Source organism: Zymobacter palmae (assembly GCF_003610015.1).
Lineage (GTDB): Bacteria > Pseudomonadota > Gammaproteobacteria > Pseudomonadales > Halomonadaceae > Zymobacter > Zymobacter palmae.
The window spans coordinates 2,014,165-2,029,788 of record NZ_AP018933.1; the positions used below are offsets into that span (position 1 = coordinate 2,014,165).

Annotated in this window: 12 protein-coding genes; 3 read left to right on the forward strand and 9 right to left on the reverse strand. The window is 57.2% G+C overall.

The window, feature by feature from the left end; translation table 11 throughout:
- Nucleotides 1-205: 205 nt before the first annotated feature.
- Nucleotides 206-850 (forward strand): OmpW/AlkL family protein, encoded by a 645-nt coding sequence (locus ZBT109_RS09075; RefSeq protein ID WP_051523749.1) that lies wholly within the window; start codon nt 206-208, stop codon nt 848-850.
- Nucleotides 851-1,637: 787 nt separating this feature from the next.
- Here ZBT109_RS09075 and ZBT109_RS09080 read toward each other — a convergent pair.
- Nucleotides 1,638-1,973 carry a YqcC family protein gene (locus tag ZBT109_RS09080; RefSeq protein ID WP_038277998.1) on the reverse strand — a complete coding sequence of 112 codons (336 nt, stop codon included), beginning with the start codon at nt 1,971-1,973 and terminating at the stop codon, nt 1,638-1,640.
- A gap of 357 nt (nt 1,974-2,330) precedes the next feature.
- Between ZBT109_RS09080 and ZBT109_RS09085 the strand changes: the two genes are divergently transcribed.
- Both ZBT109_RS09085 and ZBT109_RS09090 read left to right on the forward strand, forming a co-directional pair.
- Complete coding sequence (locus ZBT109_RS09085; protein WP_027704944.1) at nt 2,331-3,353, forward strand: DUF3549 family protein; 1,023 nt, start codon at nt 2,331-2,333, stop codon at nt 3,351-3,353.
- A 564-nt stretch (nt 3,354-3,917) separates the two neighbouring features.
- Nucleotides 3,918-5,588: a glycoside hydrolase family 13 protein gene (locus tag ZBT109_RS09090; protein WP_051523748.1), complete on the forward strand. Its 1,671-nt coding sequence runs from the start codon at nt 3,918-3,920 to the stop codon at nt 5,586-5,588.
- A gap of 649 nt (nt 5,589-6,237) precedes the next feature.
- Here the strand turns inward: ZBT109_RS09090 and ZBT109_RS09095 are convergent.
- The 8 genes from ZBT109_RS09095 to ZBT109_RS09130 all read right to left on the reverse strand — a co-directional run bounded on the left by ZBT109_RS09095 (nt 6,238) and on the right by ZBT109_RS09130 (nt 15,593).
- Nucleotides 6,238-6,975 (reverse strand): SanA/YdcF family protein, encoded by a 738-nt coding sequence (locus tag ZBT109_RS09095; protein ID WP_084261772.1) that lies wholly within the window; start codon nt 6,973-6,975, stop codon nt 6,238-6,240.
- Nucleotides 6,976-7,036: 61 nt separating this feature from the next.
- Nucleotides 7,037-7,594 (reverse strand): putative Fe-S cluster assembly protein SufT, encoded by a 558-nt coding sequence (gene sufT / locus ZBT109_RS09100; RefSeq protein ID WP_232012834.1) that lies wholly within the window; start codon nt 7,592-7,594, stop codon nt 7,037-7,039.
- 99 nt (nt 7,595-7,693) lie between these two features.
- Complete coding sequence (locus tag ZBT109_RS09105) at nt 7,694-8,953, reverse strand: aminotransferase class V-fold PLP-dependent enzyme (protein ID WP_051523755.1); 1,260 nt, start codon at nt 8,951-8,953, stop codon at nt 7,694-7,696.
- Nucleotides 8,954-9,058: 105 nt separating this feature from the next.
- Nucleotides 9,059-10,378 carry a Fe-S cluster assembly protein SufD gene (gene sufD / locus ZBT109_RS09110; RefSeq protein WP_027704940.1) on the reverse strand — a complete coding sequence of 440 codons (1,320 nt, stop codon included), beginning with the start codon at nt 10,376-10,378 and terminating at the stop codon, nt 9,059-9,061.
- The gene (sufC, locus tag ZBT109_RS09115) at nt 10,375-11,127 is read right to left on the reverse strand and encodes a Fe-S cluster assembly ATPase SufC (RefSeq protein ID WP_027704939.1); all 753 of its coding nucleotides are present in this window, start codon (nt 11,125-11,127) and stop codon (nt 10,375-10,377) included. The genes sufD and sufC overlap by 4 nt, the downstream gene beginning before the upstream one ends.
- A gap of 73 nt (nt 11,128-11,200) precedes the next feature.
- Nucleotides 11,201-12,646, reverse strand: coding sequence for a Fe-S cluster assembly protein SufB (sufB, locus tag ZBT109_RS09120; RefSeq protein WP_027704938.1), 1,446 nt, complete (start codon nt 12,644-12,646; stop codon nt 11,201-11,203).
- Nucleotides 12,647-12,716: 70 nt separating this feature from the next.
- Nucleotides 12,717-13,196, reverse strand: a complete 480-nt coding sequence (locus ZBT109_RS09125; protein WP_038277996.1) for an SUF system Fe-S cluster assembly regulator — start codon at nt 13,194-13,196, stop codon at nt 12,717-12,719.
- A gap of 156 nt (nt 13,197-13,352) precedes the next feature.
- Complete coding sequence (locus ZBT109_RS09130; RefSeq protein WP_051523747.1) at nt 13,353-15,593, reverse strand: YccS/YhfK family putative transporter; 2,241 nt, start codon at nt 15,591-15,593, stop codon at nt 13,353-13,355.
- Nucleotides 15,594-15,624: the final 31 nt, after the last annotated feature.

A 15,624-nucleotide genomic window follows, 5' to 3' on the forward strand; every position in this document is an offset into this window, starting at 1 on the left:
CTCCCCTTGGCATCGGCCCTGCGTAGAATGTGACGCAACGTAACGCAATGAAAAGCGACTACAAAAACGTCGCATGCGACATTGCGCCGCATGACAAACGGGAACACGATGCGGTTAAAGTGGTCGCCGACATGACAAGCGCGCCGATAGCCTTGTCACACAGTGGACGGCTCCACTGTGCCTACTCAATCAGGGAATCCCCTTCATGATGAAACGTTCCGCCCTTGCCTTGGCCGCAACGGCTGCGCTGTGCAGCTTTTCCTCTGCCGTTTTCGCCTATGGTGCCGAAGACTTCTGGGTACGCGCAGGTGCCGTTCGCGTTCAGCCGACCGGCAGCGACAACCATCTGAACGGTAACGATATCAAGATCGACAACAAGCAGACGGGGGCCGCTTTCACCGTAGGCTATCGCTTTACCGATACGTTCGGCGTCGAACTGCTGGGCGCTCCGGAAAGCTTCAAACATGACGTAATGCTGAATGGCGAAAAAGGCGCTGTCGTCGACCTGCTGCCGCCGACACTAACGGCACAGTACTACCCGCTGGGCGGCACTGACTCCCAAGTTCAGCCGTACATCGGTGCGGGCGTCAACTACACCCGCTTCACCAACACCCACGTTGGCGACACCGAATATCCAAAACTCGTGATGGAACACACGTGGGGCTATGCTCTGCAGGCTGGCATCGACTTCAACATCAGCGAACACTGGGGCGCCAACCTTGGTGTGTGGTACATGGACATTGATGCCAAGTCCCACCTCGAAGACAAAAATGGCGCTACGATCGGCAGCGAAACAACCCTGCACATCGATCCTATCGTCAGCATGGCCGGCATCACCTATCGCTTCTAATCCCGTGCTACTGCGCATCCGCGAAGCCTATGCCAGCGTCAAAAAAGCCAGCCCCAGAAAGGGCTGGCTTTTTATGTATATGGCAAACGCTTGCGCATGCTCATTACCAATGGAGGTGGTCAGAAGTCATCATACGATCGCCCTCAACACCAAGTGTTCCTGATGCACCAAAACCCATAAAAAAAGGCCTTAACTCGGGTCGCACGGTAGCTATCAGCGCATTGACAGGTCACATATAGCATAAAGCGCACCATGACGAACGCGTCCCCATTCATACCTTTCCACCCGCTAGATGACGTAGCGCATCCTATGCTTTCAACGAGAGGGGTAGACTCGCAGCACACTCTCAGCAGCACCTCTATGCCACTCATATGTTGACGACCGCCAATCAGGCTGGCTCGGCATCTTCGATTGCAGCGGGTCGAGCCAATGCTCTGTGAGTTATACCGCATCAGCACTGGCCAGCAGCACCTCTATGTCACTCACATGTCGATGAATGCCAATCAGGCTGGCTCGGCATCTTCGATTGCAGCGGGTCGTACCAATGCTCTGTGAGTTATACCGCATCAGCACTAGCCAGCAGCACCTCTATATCGCTCACATGTCGATGAATGCCAATCAGGCTGGCTCGGCATCTTCGATTGCAGCGGGTCGTACCAATGCTCTGTGAGTTATACCGCATCAGCACTAGCCAGTAGCACCTCTATGCCACTCATATGTTGACGACCGCCAATCAGGCTGGCCTAAGCATCTTCAATTACGGGTGGTCAAGCCAATGCTCTGTGAGTTATACCGCGTCAGCACCGCCCAGCAGCACATCTATTTCGCGCAATACACCAATAACCGGCATGCGTGCCCCGTTGCTATACCCTTTCAGGTAAAGTTCTGCAGCCGGGGCAATTTGTGACCCTTGGGGCAACGGTAGACGTTGGTCGATGAGCACCTTCAGCCGTGCGACCAGTACGAAGCGCAACCACTGTGGCATGGTCAGGGTATCGATACAGAAGGGTTCTCGACTGGCCATAGCGGCGGCATCGGGTTCATCCTGACGCCACATGCTACCAGCACGCATGGCCGCTTCAAGGCGTGCCAGTGCATCACTCAATTCTAGGTATATCGCCATTGGCGCTTCTCCTGTCATGATGGCCGCAATCGTACAGCCATGTGTATCCAAAGGCCGCAGATCGTACCGCATTTTCGGGTGCGCTGCCCGCATGGCAATCAGTAAAGCACTGGTTATCCACACCGGCAGCGCGCTTTTCGCTCATTCACAGAAAACCTGCGCGAGCCTGTGGAAAAGCCCGGGAAAAGACTGGCAACACGCGGTCTGATGCGGGCTATAGGCATTTGTTCAATTATTGAACAGCACTTAAAATTCACAGTAATGCCAGAACGGTGCCTCTTCAATAGATCACCGCCCCCGCTGGCGAGTAGGATGATATGCTTTATCTTTCTTCTGCTGACAGATGAGTAGTCGCCCATGTCCTCGGTATCCACCCTGTCTGATCTGTTCGATCATGCCAAACTGCCCTTTCGTATCTATCACCTTGGGCGTCGCGTCATGCCATGTTCGCGCGCGCACTTCCGCGCTTTCGAAGAAGAGAAGATCGCGTGGGAATCGCCCTTTAAGGGGGAAGCACGCCTTGCTCTGGTCATTGATGATCCTGATGGACAGGTCGATCAGAGCCGTATCTGGTGTCTGGCCCTTCCATTGGATGAACAAGGCCAGCTGCAGCCCGCTGCACGCGATGCGTTTTTGCGTCGCTTGCTGGAAGCAGGACTTGAGGCCAGCCTACACAGTGAAGAAGACGGTCAGCACGATCCGATGAAGGACAATCCGCTGGCGTATGCACCGGACATGATGGCCCGCGCCATGCTGCATGCGTGGCTGTGCCATGACAATGGCCTGCCACTGAGCGAAGCGGCCCAGCACGTTGCACGCTATATCGCAGCCCCAACAGCCGATGATGCGCCTGAGTGGTCAGACCTCAGTGTTCAGGGCATTGCCGACTGGACGGTCCAGCTGACGACCGAAGACAAGGTTCTACTGGCGACGCAGCTGCCACAGCTGGAAGATCATGTCGTTAGTGCGCTGTGCCAATGTCTGGAACACACGCCCTTCCAACATGAAGCGCTTGCAGCAGCGCTACGGACACGTACAACTTCAGATGAACCACTACGCCCGCTCGGGCTGCGCGCGGTTATTGGCACGCAAACAGAAACGGCACGCCAGTGGCTGGATACACTGCTAACACAGACACCAAGCGTTGAGGCGCTGGCAATTGTCAGTCTACGGGGCTGGCAACACCTCGAACACGCCGAACGCCTACCGGTGTTTTTGGAGGCGCTGGCCGCCCATCCTGACATTAACCTGCGCGACTCGCTGCGAGATCTGGCGCTGATTCCACGCCTGCGCTTGCCGGTCATCATGGCACTTCAGCAGGCCTCTCCGGCATCAGCATTGGGTCGCCGCCTCAGCGAAATGGGGCTGGGCCGCTATTAATCACAGACATCTTTCTGACGCCATGACGAGCCCTAAAAGGGCCTGCATAAGCGGCATATAAGATACACAAGATAATTTTTATGTCGTCATGATGTAATCACCCATCGGTTTTATCAAAAGCCCATGCTATATATGACGCATGGGCTTTTTTATGATCAATAATGATAACAAGACATCCCCTTGGGGGCATTGACTTTTAAATACCGCTCACACGCATTATAAATATATACAACCGATAATTATTTTTCTTATCAATGACGCATAAATTCCAATTAAGTCAATTAGCTATAAGCCGATATACCCAAAACCATTCAGAGCGTAAAAGCATAGTCCATTTGTCTAATATCACATCATCATAAAATGGACTATTTGACACATTATCGCCATATCAAGGCTAACAATAGTGACTAAATAGTCTACCCCTTACTAAAGACTACTGGTCATTAAAATCGTAACGAGGCTTTATAAGTGATGTGGTCATCACTTTAAACCACTCGACATTCAACTTGGCCCTGACGGATAGGACAGCATCTGGCAGGCCAAGGGCTCTTCAGGAGGAGCATCATGCAAACATCCGCAACGACACAGCCCGCTCGCCAACACAAAGACCCCAGCTGGTGGCGCCATGCGGTCATCTATCAGATCTACCCGCGCTCCTTTGCCGACTCTGACGGCGATGGTATCGGTGATCTGCAAGGGATCCGCGATCGCATGGACTATCTGGCACGCTTGGGCGTAGATGCGCTCTGGCTGTCGCCTTTCTACCGCTCCCCTCAGGCCGATGCGGGCTATGACGTAGCGGACTACCGTGATGTCGATCCTCTCTTCGGCGATCTGGACGAATTCGACAAGATGCTGTCGCGTGCGCATCAGTCCGGCCTGAAAGTGATCGTGGATTTGGTGCCTAACCATACGTCCGATGAACACGTGTGGTTCAAGGAAGCACTGGCCTCTCCAGTCGGCAGCGCAGCCCGCGATCGCTATATGTTCCGCACGGGCAAAGGCGAAAACGGCGAACTGCCCCCCAACAACTGGGAAAGTCTGTTCGGCGGCAGCGCTTGGACACGCATCGAAGGTACCGATCAATGGTACCTGCACATGTTCGACGTCAAGCAGGCCGACCTGAACTGGCGCAACCCGGAAGTGCGTGAAGAATTCATCCGTACGCTGCGCTTCTGGCTGGATCGTGGTGTCGATGGCTTCCGCGTCGACGTGGCACACGGTCTGATCAAGAAAGAAGGTCTGCCCGACAACGAAGAGAAACAGGGTGTCGAAGGTGTCGATATCGACGGTCACCACGGCCCAATGTGGGATCAGGAAGACGTCCACGAGATCTATCGTGAATGGCGCAAGGTGCTGAACGAATACGACGGTGAACGCACCATGGTCGCGGAAGCGTGGGTACCCACCCCGCGTATGGCGCGCTTCATCCGCGCTGATGAAATGTGTCAGGCCTTCAACTTCCCGTATCTGATGACGCCGTGGAACGCCTCGTCCTATCGCAATATTATCCAGCGCTCGCTGGACGAATTCAGCAAGGTAGGCGCGCCGTCGACATGGGTCATGTCCAACCACGATGTTACACGCCACACTTCACGTCTAGGCATCTCCAAACCGGGTACCGTGCTGCAAGGTCTAAGCCTGCACACCGAACAACCAGATGAAGTATTGGGTCTGCGCCGTGCACGCGCCAGCATCTTCATGACACTGGGCCTGCCGGGCAGCGCGTACATCTACCAGGGTGAAGAGCTGGGGCTGCCGGAAAATACCACGATGGACGACCGTTTCCGCCAAGATCCAACCTACTTCCGCACTAATGGCAAGGACGTTGGCCGCGATGGCTGCCGTGTACCGCTGCCGTGGAAAGCCAAGGCACCGGCTTATGGCTTCGGCCCTGCGGACAGCACCAACACTTGGCTGCCGCAACCGGACAGCTTTGCGCGCTACGCGATCGACGTCGAAGAAAAAGACCCGTTCTCCACCTTGGCACTGTACCGCCGCGTACTGAAACTGCGTCAGTGGTACGACCTCGGCAACGGTGACGTGGAATGGCTGGAAGGCCCGAACGAAGACGTACTGATGTTCCGCAACAAGGACATCATCGCCGTCATCAACATGGGTGAACAGACCGTACCGCTTCCCGAGCTGCAGATCGTCGCACAGAGCCTGCCGGAAATAATGAATGGCCTGCTGCCAGGCAATTCCGCTGTCTGGATGTATGCGCATAAACGCTGATTAGAGCGCGGCATTGACTGTCCTGTGCAGATGACCTGTTCTTGCTAACAGAGAAATAAAAAGCTGCCTACCGTCCAACGGTGGGCAGCTTTTTTATGCCTCGCGTCTTGAGAAACATCACGGCATACACGCACTGAGGTCTATACCGCGTCATAAGAAGGGCAAGGCACTCCGCATCAGAACTCAAACAAAATGCGTCTATAAATACATCACCGCGAGGCAATCGCTCTATTGGAAAGGAAAAGCACGGTTCTATGTTAGAAACGCGAGCTTGTAATTGCATGGCCGCTTAAACAGCTATCTCAGCGCAATTCCATCAAGCAACAACACAACCGGTATCAAAAAGAGCAAGTTCATAAATACGCCACGGCTAAAGTGGCTCCAAGCTCCCTCTTCCACCTAACAAGCCCTTCCCCATCTAACAAGCCCTTCTCTATCTAAAAAAGAGGGACGACGCCATCCAAATCGATAGAAGCGTGTTCGAAAAGAAGCCATGCCGTACGCGACCATCAGAAAGGAGTGTGCCTCGCTCAGCCACAAGTACACGTCTGAAAATGGGTCGTAGATGGCACAAAAATGACCGCTGCCGTGTGCCTAAGCGGTGATAGAAGTACTTGACGCATAGGGGAAACGACAATAGGACGGCACGTCAGGATGTTACGACGTCGCCGTCATACGATAGAGAGGCTTCCTGCAATAGCGGGGTGATGGGATCGGGCTGGTTGAGAGGCTCGGGGCTACCCAGAAAATGTGGCTGACGTGGCCACAGGTACAAGTCCCATAGCGTCTTAATTCGCGCCCACTCTTCGCGCAGCAACAATGTACTGTCGCGGATTTCGCCCGGTGCCGCACAGCCATAGGCATCGATACCTTCATGGCGAGCGATTAACAGGGCACGTGGTAGATGCCAACGCTGCGACACTAGCACAGCCTGGCCGATGCCGAACACGCGATGAGCGCGAATCAAGGTATCGAAGGTGCTAAAACCGGCGTAGTCACGCGTCATTGTGCTGGCAGGAATGCCCCGCGCACGCAAGGCTTTCCACATCGTCACGGGTTCGTTGTACTGCATGGTGCGGTTGTCACCAGAAAGCAGCAGCAGCTCGGTACGCCCACTATAGAAAAGCGCGGCAGCCACATCCAGACGACCTTGATAGTACGGATTAGGAGCACCGTTCCGCAGTCGATGCGAGGTGCCAAAGACGATAGCGACCTGCGATAGCGGGCAGAGCTGGGGAGAGTCGATGATGCGGTCGCGCGTGATGTACTGCATCCAGAGTGACAGACTGACCACGCCTGCACTTGCGGCGAGCACAACGGCACTGCACCAGAAGAACAGTCGGCTGAGAACACGAAGCATCAGATCGCGTGCAGCACGTGGCGGCATATGACACTCCTTGTCCGAAGAAGAACATCCCTTGTCCGAAGAAGAACGGCGGCCAAGGTCGTCAGAACATGCCCAGTTCCAGCCGAGCCTCTTCACTCATCATTTCACGCGACCACGGAGGATCGAACACGATCTCGACGTGCACCTTGCTGAGCTGCGGCGCACCCAGAATCTTATGGCGGGCATCGGCAGCAATGACATCGCCCATGCCGCAGCCCGGTGCGGTCAGCGTCATACGAATATTGACCATTCGCTCGCCGGTCAGCAACGTATTGATACGACAGCCGTAGACCAACCCCAGTTCCACGATATCAACAGGGATCTCGGGGTCATAGCAGGTGCGCAACTGTTCCCACACGAAGGCTTCCAGTGCCGCGTCGTCGGCATCGGCCGGCAGTGTCGGGCGCGGTATGGCAGGCAGCCCTACCGCATCACGCTGATCCCCTTCGAGCAAATACAGTCGGCCCGCATGCGCCAGACTGATCGACGTACCGCGCGCCTGCATGACCTCGACCTCCGCCCCGCTTTCCAACGTTACGGTCTTGCCAAACGGGATCGAGATCACGTCCGTATCACGGGAAAGCGTCAAGCGCTGCCCTTTTTGAAGCTCAGCAGTCACGGTAGCCAGTATCTCCTGCGGGAATTTAGTGCAAGCATGATGCCGTAAAGGGGCCCGCAACGTCGAGCCTACCTCATATGCAATGGACGTTAGCGCTGACTACCCACGCACCATATCGATGACGCGACGCAATGCGCTGACGAAGGTGTCGATCTCAGCAGGCGTGTTGTACAGCGCAAACGAGGCACGGCAGGTTGCTTCAAGCCCAAAGCGTCGCAACACAGGCTGGGCGCAATGGTGACCGGTACGGATGGCTACGCCCAGTTGGTCGATCAGTAGCCCGATGTCTTGGGCGTGCGCGCCGTCGACGACGAACGAGATCACACCCGCTTTATGCTCAGCGTTACCGATAATTCTCAGGCCGTCGATGGTTTGAAGCTGTTCGGTTGCATTGAGCAGCAGGTGCTGTTCCCAATCGCTGATAACGTCCAGCCCGTAGCGTTCGACCCACTGCAGGGCGCGATCGAACCCGATGGCTTCGGCAATGGCCGGTGTACCTGCTTCGAACTTGTGAGGAGGATCGGCAAAGGTGGTGCCTCGATCAAAGCTGACGCGCTTGATCATTTCGCCACCGCCCTGCCACGGCGGCAACTGTTCCAACCAATCCAGTCGGCCATATAGCGCACCGATGCCGGTGGGCCCGTAAACCTTGTGTGCAGAAAACGCATAGAAATCGACATCCAATGCCTGCACGTCGACCGGCTGATGCGGCGCCGCCTGCGCACCGTCGACGACAATGGCAGCACCACGTTCATGGGCAATGCGTGCCAGCTCGGCAACCGGGTTGATCGTACCCAATGCGTTGGACACATGGGTAACGGCAACCAGTTTGGTGCGCTCGCTGAACAGGGCGCGATAGGCCGCCATGTCCAGTTCGCCCTGTTCGGTCACCGGAATGACGCGAATCACGATACCGTGGGTATCCGCCAGCAGTTGCCACGGCACGATATTGGCGTGGTGCTCCATTTCAGAAACGATGACTTCATCACCCGGTCGCATCTCAGAACGTACGAACACGTTGGCGACTAGGTTGAGCGATTCGGTGGCACCGCGAGTGAACACGATCTCACGACTGTCAGCAGCATTCAGGAAGCGCTGGACGTGCTTACGTGCGTTTTCAAACGCTTGAGTGGCCTCTTCGGCAAGACTGTGAATGCCCCGGTGGATGTTGGCATTCATGCGGTGGTAGTAGTCATCCATCGCATCCAGCACGGTCTGCGGTGTCTGCGTAGTCGCTGCATTGTCGAGGTAGACCAGCGGGCGATTATCATGCAGACGTCGTCCCAGAATCGGGAACTCCTGCCGAACGTGGTCGACGTCCAGAATGGGATGCTGTTCGGTGAAATCGTGAATCTGCATGATGCCTGTCCCCGTGATATCAGATTGCGGCATGGACCTTCGGGTCACCATTAACGTAAGACGCCCCTTGCCCCGACGTAGCGCGGGCAAGGGGACAAGAGGCCATCAGTCCAACAGATCGACCAGATCTGCTAGGTTGAAACGCCCGGGCAGTTCGCCCGCCACCAGATGCTCGACGCGTTGGGCAACAGCGGGCAGATGCGTGGCCTGCAACACTTCACCGGCAAACGCCAGCGTTAGCATGGCACGCGCCATTTCCTTATCGATGCCGCGTGCGCGCAGGGCGAACAGCGCATCCTGATCAAGCTGCCCCGTGGTCGCCCCGTGCGAACATTGCACGTCGTCCGCGTAGATTTCGAGTTCAGGTTTGGTGTCAATCTCAGCACGATCTGACAGCAACAAGTTGGCGTTGCTCTGATAGCCACGCACCTGCTGGGCATCACGCTTGATATAGACACGACCGTTGAAGATACCCCGTGCGCGCCCCCCAAGGATGCCCTTGTAGTTCTCGTTGGAGAACGTACGCGGCACGTTGTGGTTGACCACAGTGTGGTTGTCCAGCACCTGACGGCCCTGACCGAAGAACAGCCCCCAGTAATCAGACTGCGCATTCTCGCCGTTCAGTTCAGTGCACAGGTCGTTACGGGCCAGAGCGCCCCCCAGTGTGAGCGAGTAGGATGCGAAGTGGGCATCGCGTGCCTGATCGACCCGAACGTTACCAATGCGCACGTCCTGCTGACTCTGCTCCTGCAGCATATAGTGACGCAGGTGGGCACCGTCTTCGAGATGGATCTCGGTAACAACGTTGGTCAAGTTGGCCGCGTCGCCAAGGCTGACATAGTGTTCCAGCACGCTGGCCTGCGATTGACGCTCAGCACGAATAACGACGCGCGGCTGGATTGCCAACGGCGTATCGTGCTGACGAGATACGAACAACAGCTCGATCGGCCGTTCAACAACGCAGCCTGCGTTTAGCGTTAGTACTGCGCCGTCCGTGACAAAGGCTTGGTTCAGTGCCGTAAAGGGCGTGCGCTGTTCATCGACCAGCGAGAACAGATCAGCGGGCACGTCGCCGGAAACCAACATTGATGACAGCGGCGTCAGCTGCACACCCTCCGGCAAAGCATCGATACGCGAGTGCGCCGCCGAGAACTGTCCATCAATAAACACCAGCCGATGGGTGTCATGGTTCAGCGCCACGCTGCCCACATTCACGTCGGCAACGGCGTCTACCGCAGGCAGTGCATAATCGGTATCAGCAATACGGCGCAGATCAAGGTACTTCCACGCTTCGTGACGCCGGGTGGGAAAACCGACGTCGAGGAAATGTGCCAGCCCGCGCTGACGCTGGGCCGCCAGCGCATCGCCACGCACGCTCAGTGCATCGAAACGTGCCTGCCAAGCGTTATGGGCAACATCGCTCATGCCTGCCCCCCTTCGACCACGCCTTCGTAGCCGGTCTTTTCAAGCTGCTGCGCCAGTGTGTGGTCGCCGGATTTGACGATCCGACCATCGACTAGCACGTGTACTTGGTCGGGCACGATGTAGTCGAGCAGACGCTGATAGTGCGTCACCATCAGGATCGAACGCTGGCCATCGCGCAGCGAGTTAACCCCTTCAGAGACCACGCGCAGCGCGTCGATATCAAGCCCGGAGTCGATCTCGTCAAGCAGTGCCAGTTTCGGTTCCAGCACCAGCATCTGCAGGATTTCGTTGCGCTTTTTCTCACCACCGGAGAAACCTTCGTTCACAGCACGCTGCAAGAAGGAGCTGTCCATCTTCATTTCAGCCAACTTGGCGCGAATCAGCTTCATGAATTCCGGTGCCGGAATTTCGCCGAGGCCTTCCGCTTCGCGCTTGGCATTGAGCGCGGCGCGCAGCAGATAGATGTTCTTGACCCCCGGAATCTCGACCGGGTACTGGAAGCCCATCAGCAGCCCAGCACGGGCACGCTCTTCGACATCCATTTCAAGCAGATCCTGACCATCGAACAGAATGCTGCCTTCGGTCACTTCATACCCGTCCTTGCCCGCCAGCACGGAGGACAGTGTGGACTTACCCGCCCCATTGGGGCCCATGATGGCGTGCACCTCGCCCGGCCGGATAGTCAGGTCGATTCCTTTGAGAATCGGTTTGTCATCGATGGTCGCGTGCAGGTTCTTGATCTCGAGCATGGTAGAAAATCCTTGATGATCCGGTCTGCGAAGGCGCTCGCCCCCGCGTCTATCTAAACGTGTGCGGGTCGGATTAACCGACCGATCCTTCCAGCGTGACGCTCAGCAGCGCTTCTGCCTCGACGGCGAACTCCATCGGCAGCTCCTGGAAGACATCCTTGCAGAAGCCATTGACGATCATGCTGACGGCGTCTTCTTCGCTGATGCCGCGCTGACGGCAGTAGAACAGCTGGTCATCACCGATCTTGGAGGTCGTGGCCTCATGCTCGATGGTCGCACTGGCGTTGGCGATTTCCTGATACGGGAACGTATGCGCCCCACAGCGGTCGCCGATCAACAGCGAGTCACACTGGGTGAAGTTGCGCGCATTGGCCGCTCGCGGCGCTACCTTTACCAGTCCACGATAGGACTGATCCGAACGCCCTGCTGCAATCCCTTTCGAAATGATCGTCGAACGGGTGTCTTTACCGATATGGATCATCTTGGTGCCGGTATCGGCCTGCTGGCGTCCGTTAGTCACTGCAACGGAATAAAATTCACCGCGTGAACCGTCGCCGGTCAACAAGCAAGACGGGTACTTCCAAGTGATGGCGGATCCTGTCTCGACCTGCGTCCAGCTAATGCGCGAACGGTCGCCTCGGCAATCGCCACGCTTGGTCACGAAGTTGTAGATACCGCCCTTGCCGTTTTCATCGCCCGGATACCAGTTCTGCACCGTGGAATACTTGATATAAGCATCTTCCAGAGCCACCAGTTCGACGACGGCAGCGTGCAGCTGATTCTCATCGCGCATCGGCGCAGTACAGCCTTCCAGATAGGAGACTTGAGCACGCTTGTCACAGATGATCAGCGTGCGCTCGAACTGTCCCGTATTGGCGGCGTTGATGCGGAAATAGGTCGACAGCTCCATCGGACAAGCCACGCCTTCTGGCACGTACACGAACGACCCATCAGTGAAGACAGCCGAGTTGAGTGCAGTGAAAAAGTTGTCGCCCTGCGGCACGACAGAGCCGAGGTACTGGCGTACTAGGTCAGGATGTTCGCGCACCGCTTCTGAAATGGAACAGAAGATGACACCCGCTTCCTTGAGCTTTTCACGGAAGGTTGTGGTCACGGAAACGGAGTCGAATACCGCATCGACGGCCACACCGGCCAACGCCGCTCGCTCGTGCAGCGGAATGCCCAGCTTCTCGTAAGTTTCGAGCAGCTTGGGATCCACTTCATCAAGGCTCTTGGGCGCATCATCCTTTGCTTTCGGTGCGCTGTAGTAGGAGATGGCCTGATAGTCGATATCCGGATAGTCGAGGTGCGCCCAGCTCGGCGCCTCCATCGTCTGCCACAGCCGATAAGCGTCGAGACGCCAGCTCAGCAGCCATTCCGGCTCGCCCTTCTTCTTCGAGATGAAGGCGATGACCTCTTCGTTCAGACCCGGTGGCAGCGTGTCACTCTCAATGTCGGTAATGAACCCTTGAGTGTACTCGCGCCGTTGGCCGAGTTTTTCCATCTCTTCGGTCGCCATCGTTCTGTCTCTCCTTGACGGACATGCGCTGTCCGCTTGATGCAATGGGGGCTTCTGGCCGTCAATGACGTCAGCGTGTATCACGCTTACGCTGCGGCGCGTCGGTTGCCAGCAGTGAAACACTGCGTGGAGGGGTCAGATGCAACGGTTCTGGACGAGCCAGCTGTGCCAACGTCACACTCTCCAGCAAGGCATGAATGGCCTGCGATACGCGCTGCCAGTTATCACCTACTTGGCAGTGTGCAGCAATATCGCACTGCTGGTCGCTGTGGCTGCAGCTCGTCATCGCTACCGGCCCTTCGATGGCGGCGATGATATCGCTGGCTCGAATGTCTTCCGGCGCAGCGGCCAGCAGGTATCCCCCCTGGGCGCCTCGCCGCGAATGTAGAAGTCCGGCCCGCAGCAAGAGTTTGAGCGTCTTGCTGACCGTCGGGTGCGGCAGCCCGGTATACTGGGCGATCTCGGTCGCCGCCATCGGCTTGCCCGGCTCACGCGCCATCTGAGCCATGATCACACCTGCGTAATCGCAGAGCTTGGATAACTTCAGCATGTCAGATGTCCTGGTGCGCGGCAGTATAAATCAGGTACTAGTCTAGTCCTATTTAAAGGCGCTGAGAAGCAATGGCCCTGATAGAAAACCCTTATATCCCACTGTTAATGCAGGCCTAAGCCATGCCCGCCGAAGCGGGCATGACCACGTCGATCGTCACCCTGATTCGGCAAGCACGGCTCGCATCTTCACCAGTGCATCCTTCAGCGGTTCAAGGTGATTAGTCATGGCTTCCAGCTGCTCATAGGCGAAACGCTGCGCGCCATCGTACGACTCCAGCAGCCCGCATTCTGCACTCTGCTGTGCAGCGCTCATAGCGGCCTGCATCGCGCCATCGTCAGCCCCTTTCGCCACGATGTAGTCGGCCATACGTGACAGCGCTTCAGCAAGGTGCTGTGCGCAGGTATCCAGTGCGGCCGCCGACGGCAACGCCGCCTCAGGCCGGTGTACCCGCAGCGCGGTCAGATAGCCCAACAGCGCGTGAAGCTGAGCATGGAGCTGATGACCGGCCACCGTCAGCACGGCGACACTGCGATAAGGCACCTGATCCAGATTCGACAGCAGCGAAACCAGTGCGGCGTCACTCTGGCGTGCGTCCTGCCGTGCGGCCAGCAGAGACGGCGTTTCCTGCCGCCCCTGCGTGTACTGATCGATCAGCACGGTCAGGTAGCGCGCCATATGGCTGAGCGCCGCCGCCACTTTTGGCTCAAGGCGGGCATTTTTCCAGTCCGGCAAGATGAAGCAGACAGCAGCGCTCGCGATCAGCGTTCCCAGCAGCGTATCTAACAGACGCGGCATGATCAGTGTGAAGCTGTTGCCAACCTGATTGAAGCAGCACAGCACCATCAGCGTGATGGCACAGGTCGCCAGCGCATAGTGCTTCTGTCGCAACAGAAAGAACAGCACCCCAGCGATCACCGCCATTCCGGACTGCAGCTCAGGAATCGGGAATAGGCGCAGCATCGCCCAGCCCATGAACAATCCTGCTAGCGTTCCCATGATGCGCTGGCGCAGTGCCTTGTGCGTCGCGCCAAAGCTTGGCCGACAGACAAACACCGTGGTCAGCATGATCCAATACCCTTGCGAGGGGTCGAGCCACTGGATCAGCAGATAGCCGGTGACCAGCGCACAGGACAAGCGCACCGCGTGGCGGAAGGTCGGGTTGAGTGGTGTCAGCAGCAGCTTGAAACGCGTCCACAACATGCGGGGAGCACTGACCGCGGACAGCACGGCATAGGGCGGAGCTTCGCGGGCCTCTCTCGCCACATCCGGCAACTGTGCCAGTTCTTCTTCCAGCGCTGACAGATTGTCGATCAGACGTTTGAGGACTTGGTGAGCCCCTTTCCGTCGCTGCGGCACGTCACGCCATTCGGACGCAGGATCAACATAGTCCCATGCGCTCACCAGATCGCCATGCGCACGCGTACGTTGGTCGGAAGCCACACGCGCGCGTTCAGGTTGATGCAGCACGGCCGCCAGCGAGCAACATGCTTCGCCTTGCAAGCGCATGAGGTGCTGACAGCGGAACAGGACATCGCTGTGATAGAAGGCGCTGACAAGCACATCACGCGAATGATGAGAGGAGCTAGCGCGCTCGAAGAGCCGCTCCGCCCGTTCCAGTAGCAGCTGGTCACGTGCGGCACGCACTGAATTGCGCGAGGTGCTCAGCGTCTGCTTCACACTGTCGTAGGATAGGGCGAAGGACTGCACCAACGTTCCGTGAAGTTCTGCCAGCTGACGCTCACGATGACGCATGTCCATCCCTTTGACCGGAATGAACTGCTCAGAGCGCAGGATCATGTAGCGCCCCAATTGGGTGTACAGCAGGCTGAGATGACGCGGCAAGCCGCGGCGATGAGCGATGATCTGCACGCCAAGCGACAGCAGGCCATAGCCTAGAGCACCTGCCAGCAACAGCGAACCATCGCGCCAGAAGGGCACCACGCTACCCGCCTGCCGCTGATCGATGGTGATCATGCTGTAGAGCGCCAGTACCAGCATCGCCGACATCATGGTGTTGAAGCGTCCACCGACGCCGCCAAACAGCGTAATAATGAACGTCGACGCCCCCAGTCCAATGGCAAACAGCCATGGATGAGGCATCAGCAGTTCGATAGCGATTGCCGCGATGGCAAAACTGATCAGCGTGAGCAGCAGCGAGACAATACGCTGCCGGGGGCGTTCATCACGTTCGGCCAAGCCGCAGGCGATGATACCCAGAAAGAGTGGAATGCAGCGCGCCATCTGCCCGCACAGGCCGCACACGACCATTGCCAGCGACATGGCGGCCAATACGCAGAGGCTCTGCCAGAAATCATCATGGGCACGCCAGTAGCGTGCCCACTTCGCAAGCACCTGGTACAGCGATCGACTGCCCAGAACCTTGAGTACATCCATGCGAATTACATTCCCCTCGAAGCAGGGCCCC

Excerpts from the sequence above, each read along its gene's own strand:
- sufC (WP_027704939.1), bottom strand. The coding sequence starts at position 11,127 with ATGCTCGAGATCAAGAACCTGCACGCGACCATCGATGACAAACCGATT.
- ZBT109_RS09095 (WP_084261772.1), bottom strand. The coding sequence starts at position 6,975 with ATGCCGCCACGTGCTGCACGCGATCTGATGCTTCGTGTTCTCAGCCGA.
- ZBT109_RS09090 (WP_051523748.1), top strand. The coding sequence starts at position 3,918 with ATGCAAACATCCGCAACGACACAGCCCGCTCGCCAACACAAAGACCCC.
- ZBT109_RS09080 (WP_038277998.1), bottom strand. The coding sequence starts at position 1,973 with ATGGCGATATACCTAGAATTGAGTGATGCACTGGCACGCCTTGAAGCG.
- sufD (WP_027704940.1), bottom strand. The coding sequence starts at position 10,378 with ATGAGCGATGTTGCCCATAACGCTTGGCAGGCACGTTTCGATGCACTG.
- ZBT109_RS09130 (WP_051523747.1), bottom strand. The coding sequence starts at position 15,593 with ATGGATGTACTCAAGGTTCTGGGCAGTCGATCGCTGTACCAGGTGCTT.
- ZBT109_RS09075 (WP_051523749.1), top strand. The coding sequence starts at position 206 with ATGATGAAACGTTCCGCCCTTGCCTTGGCCGCAACGGCTGCGCTGTGC.
- ZBT109_RS09105 (WP_051523755.1), bottom strand. The coding sequence starts at position 8,953 with ATGCAGATTCACGATTTCACCGAACAGCATCCCATTCTGGACGTCGAC.
- sufB (WP_027704938.1), bottom strand. The coding sequence starts at position 12,646 with ATGGCGACCGAAGAGATGGAAAAACTCGGCCAACGGCGCGAGTACACT.
- ZBT109_RS09085 (WP_027704944.1), top strand. The coding sequence starts at position 2,331 with ATGTCCTCGGTATCCACCCTGTCTGATCTGTTCGATCATGCCAAACTG.
- ZBT109_RS09125 (WP_038277996.1), bottom strand. The coding sequence starts at position 13,196 with ATGCTGAAGTTATCCAAGCTCTGCGATTACGCAGGTGTGATCATGGCT.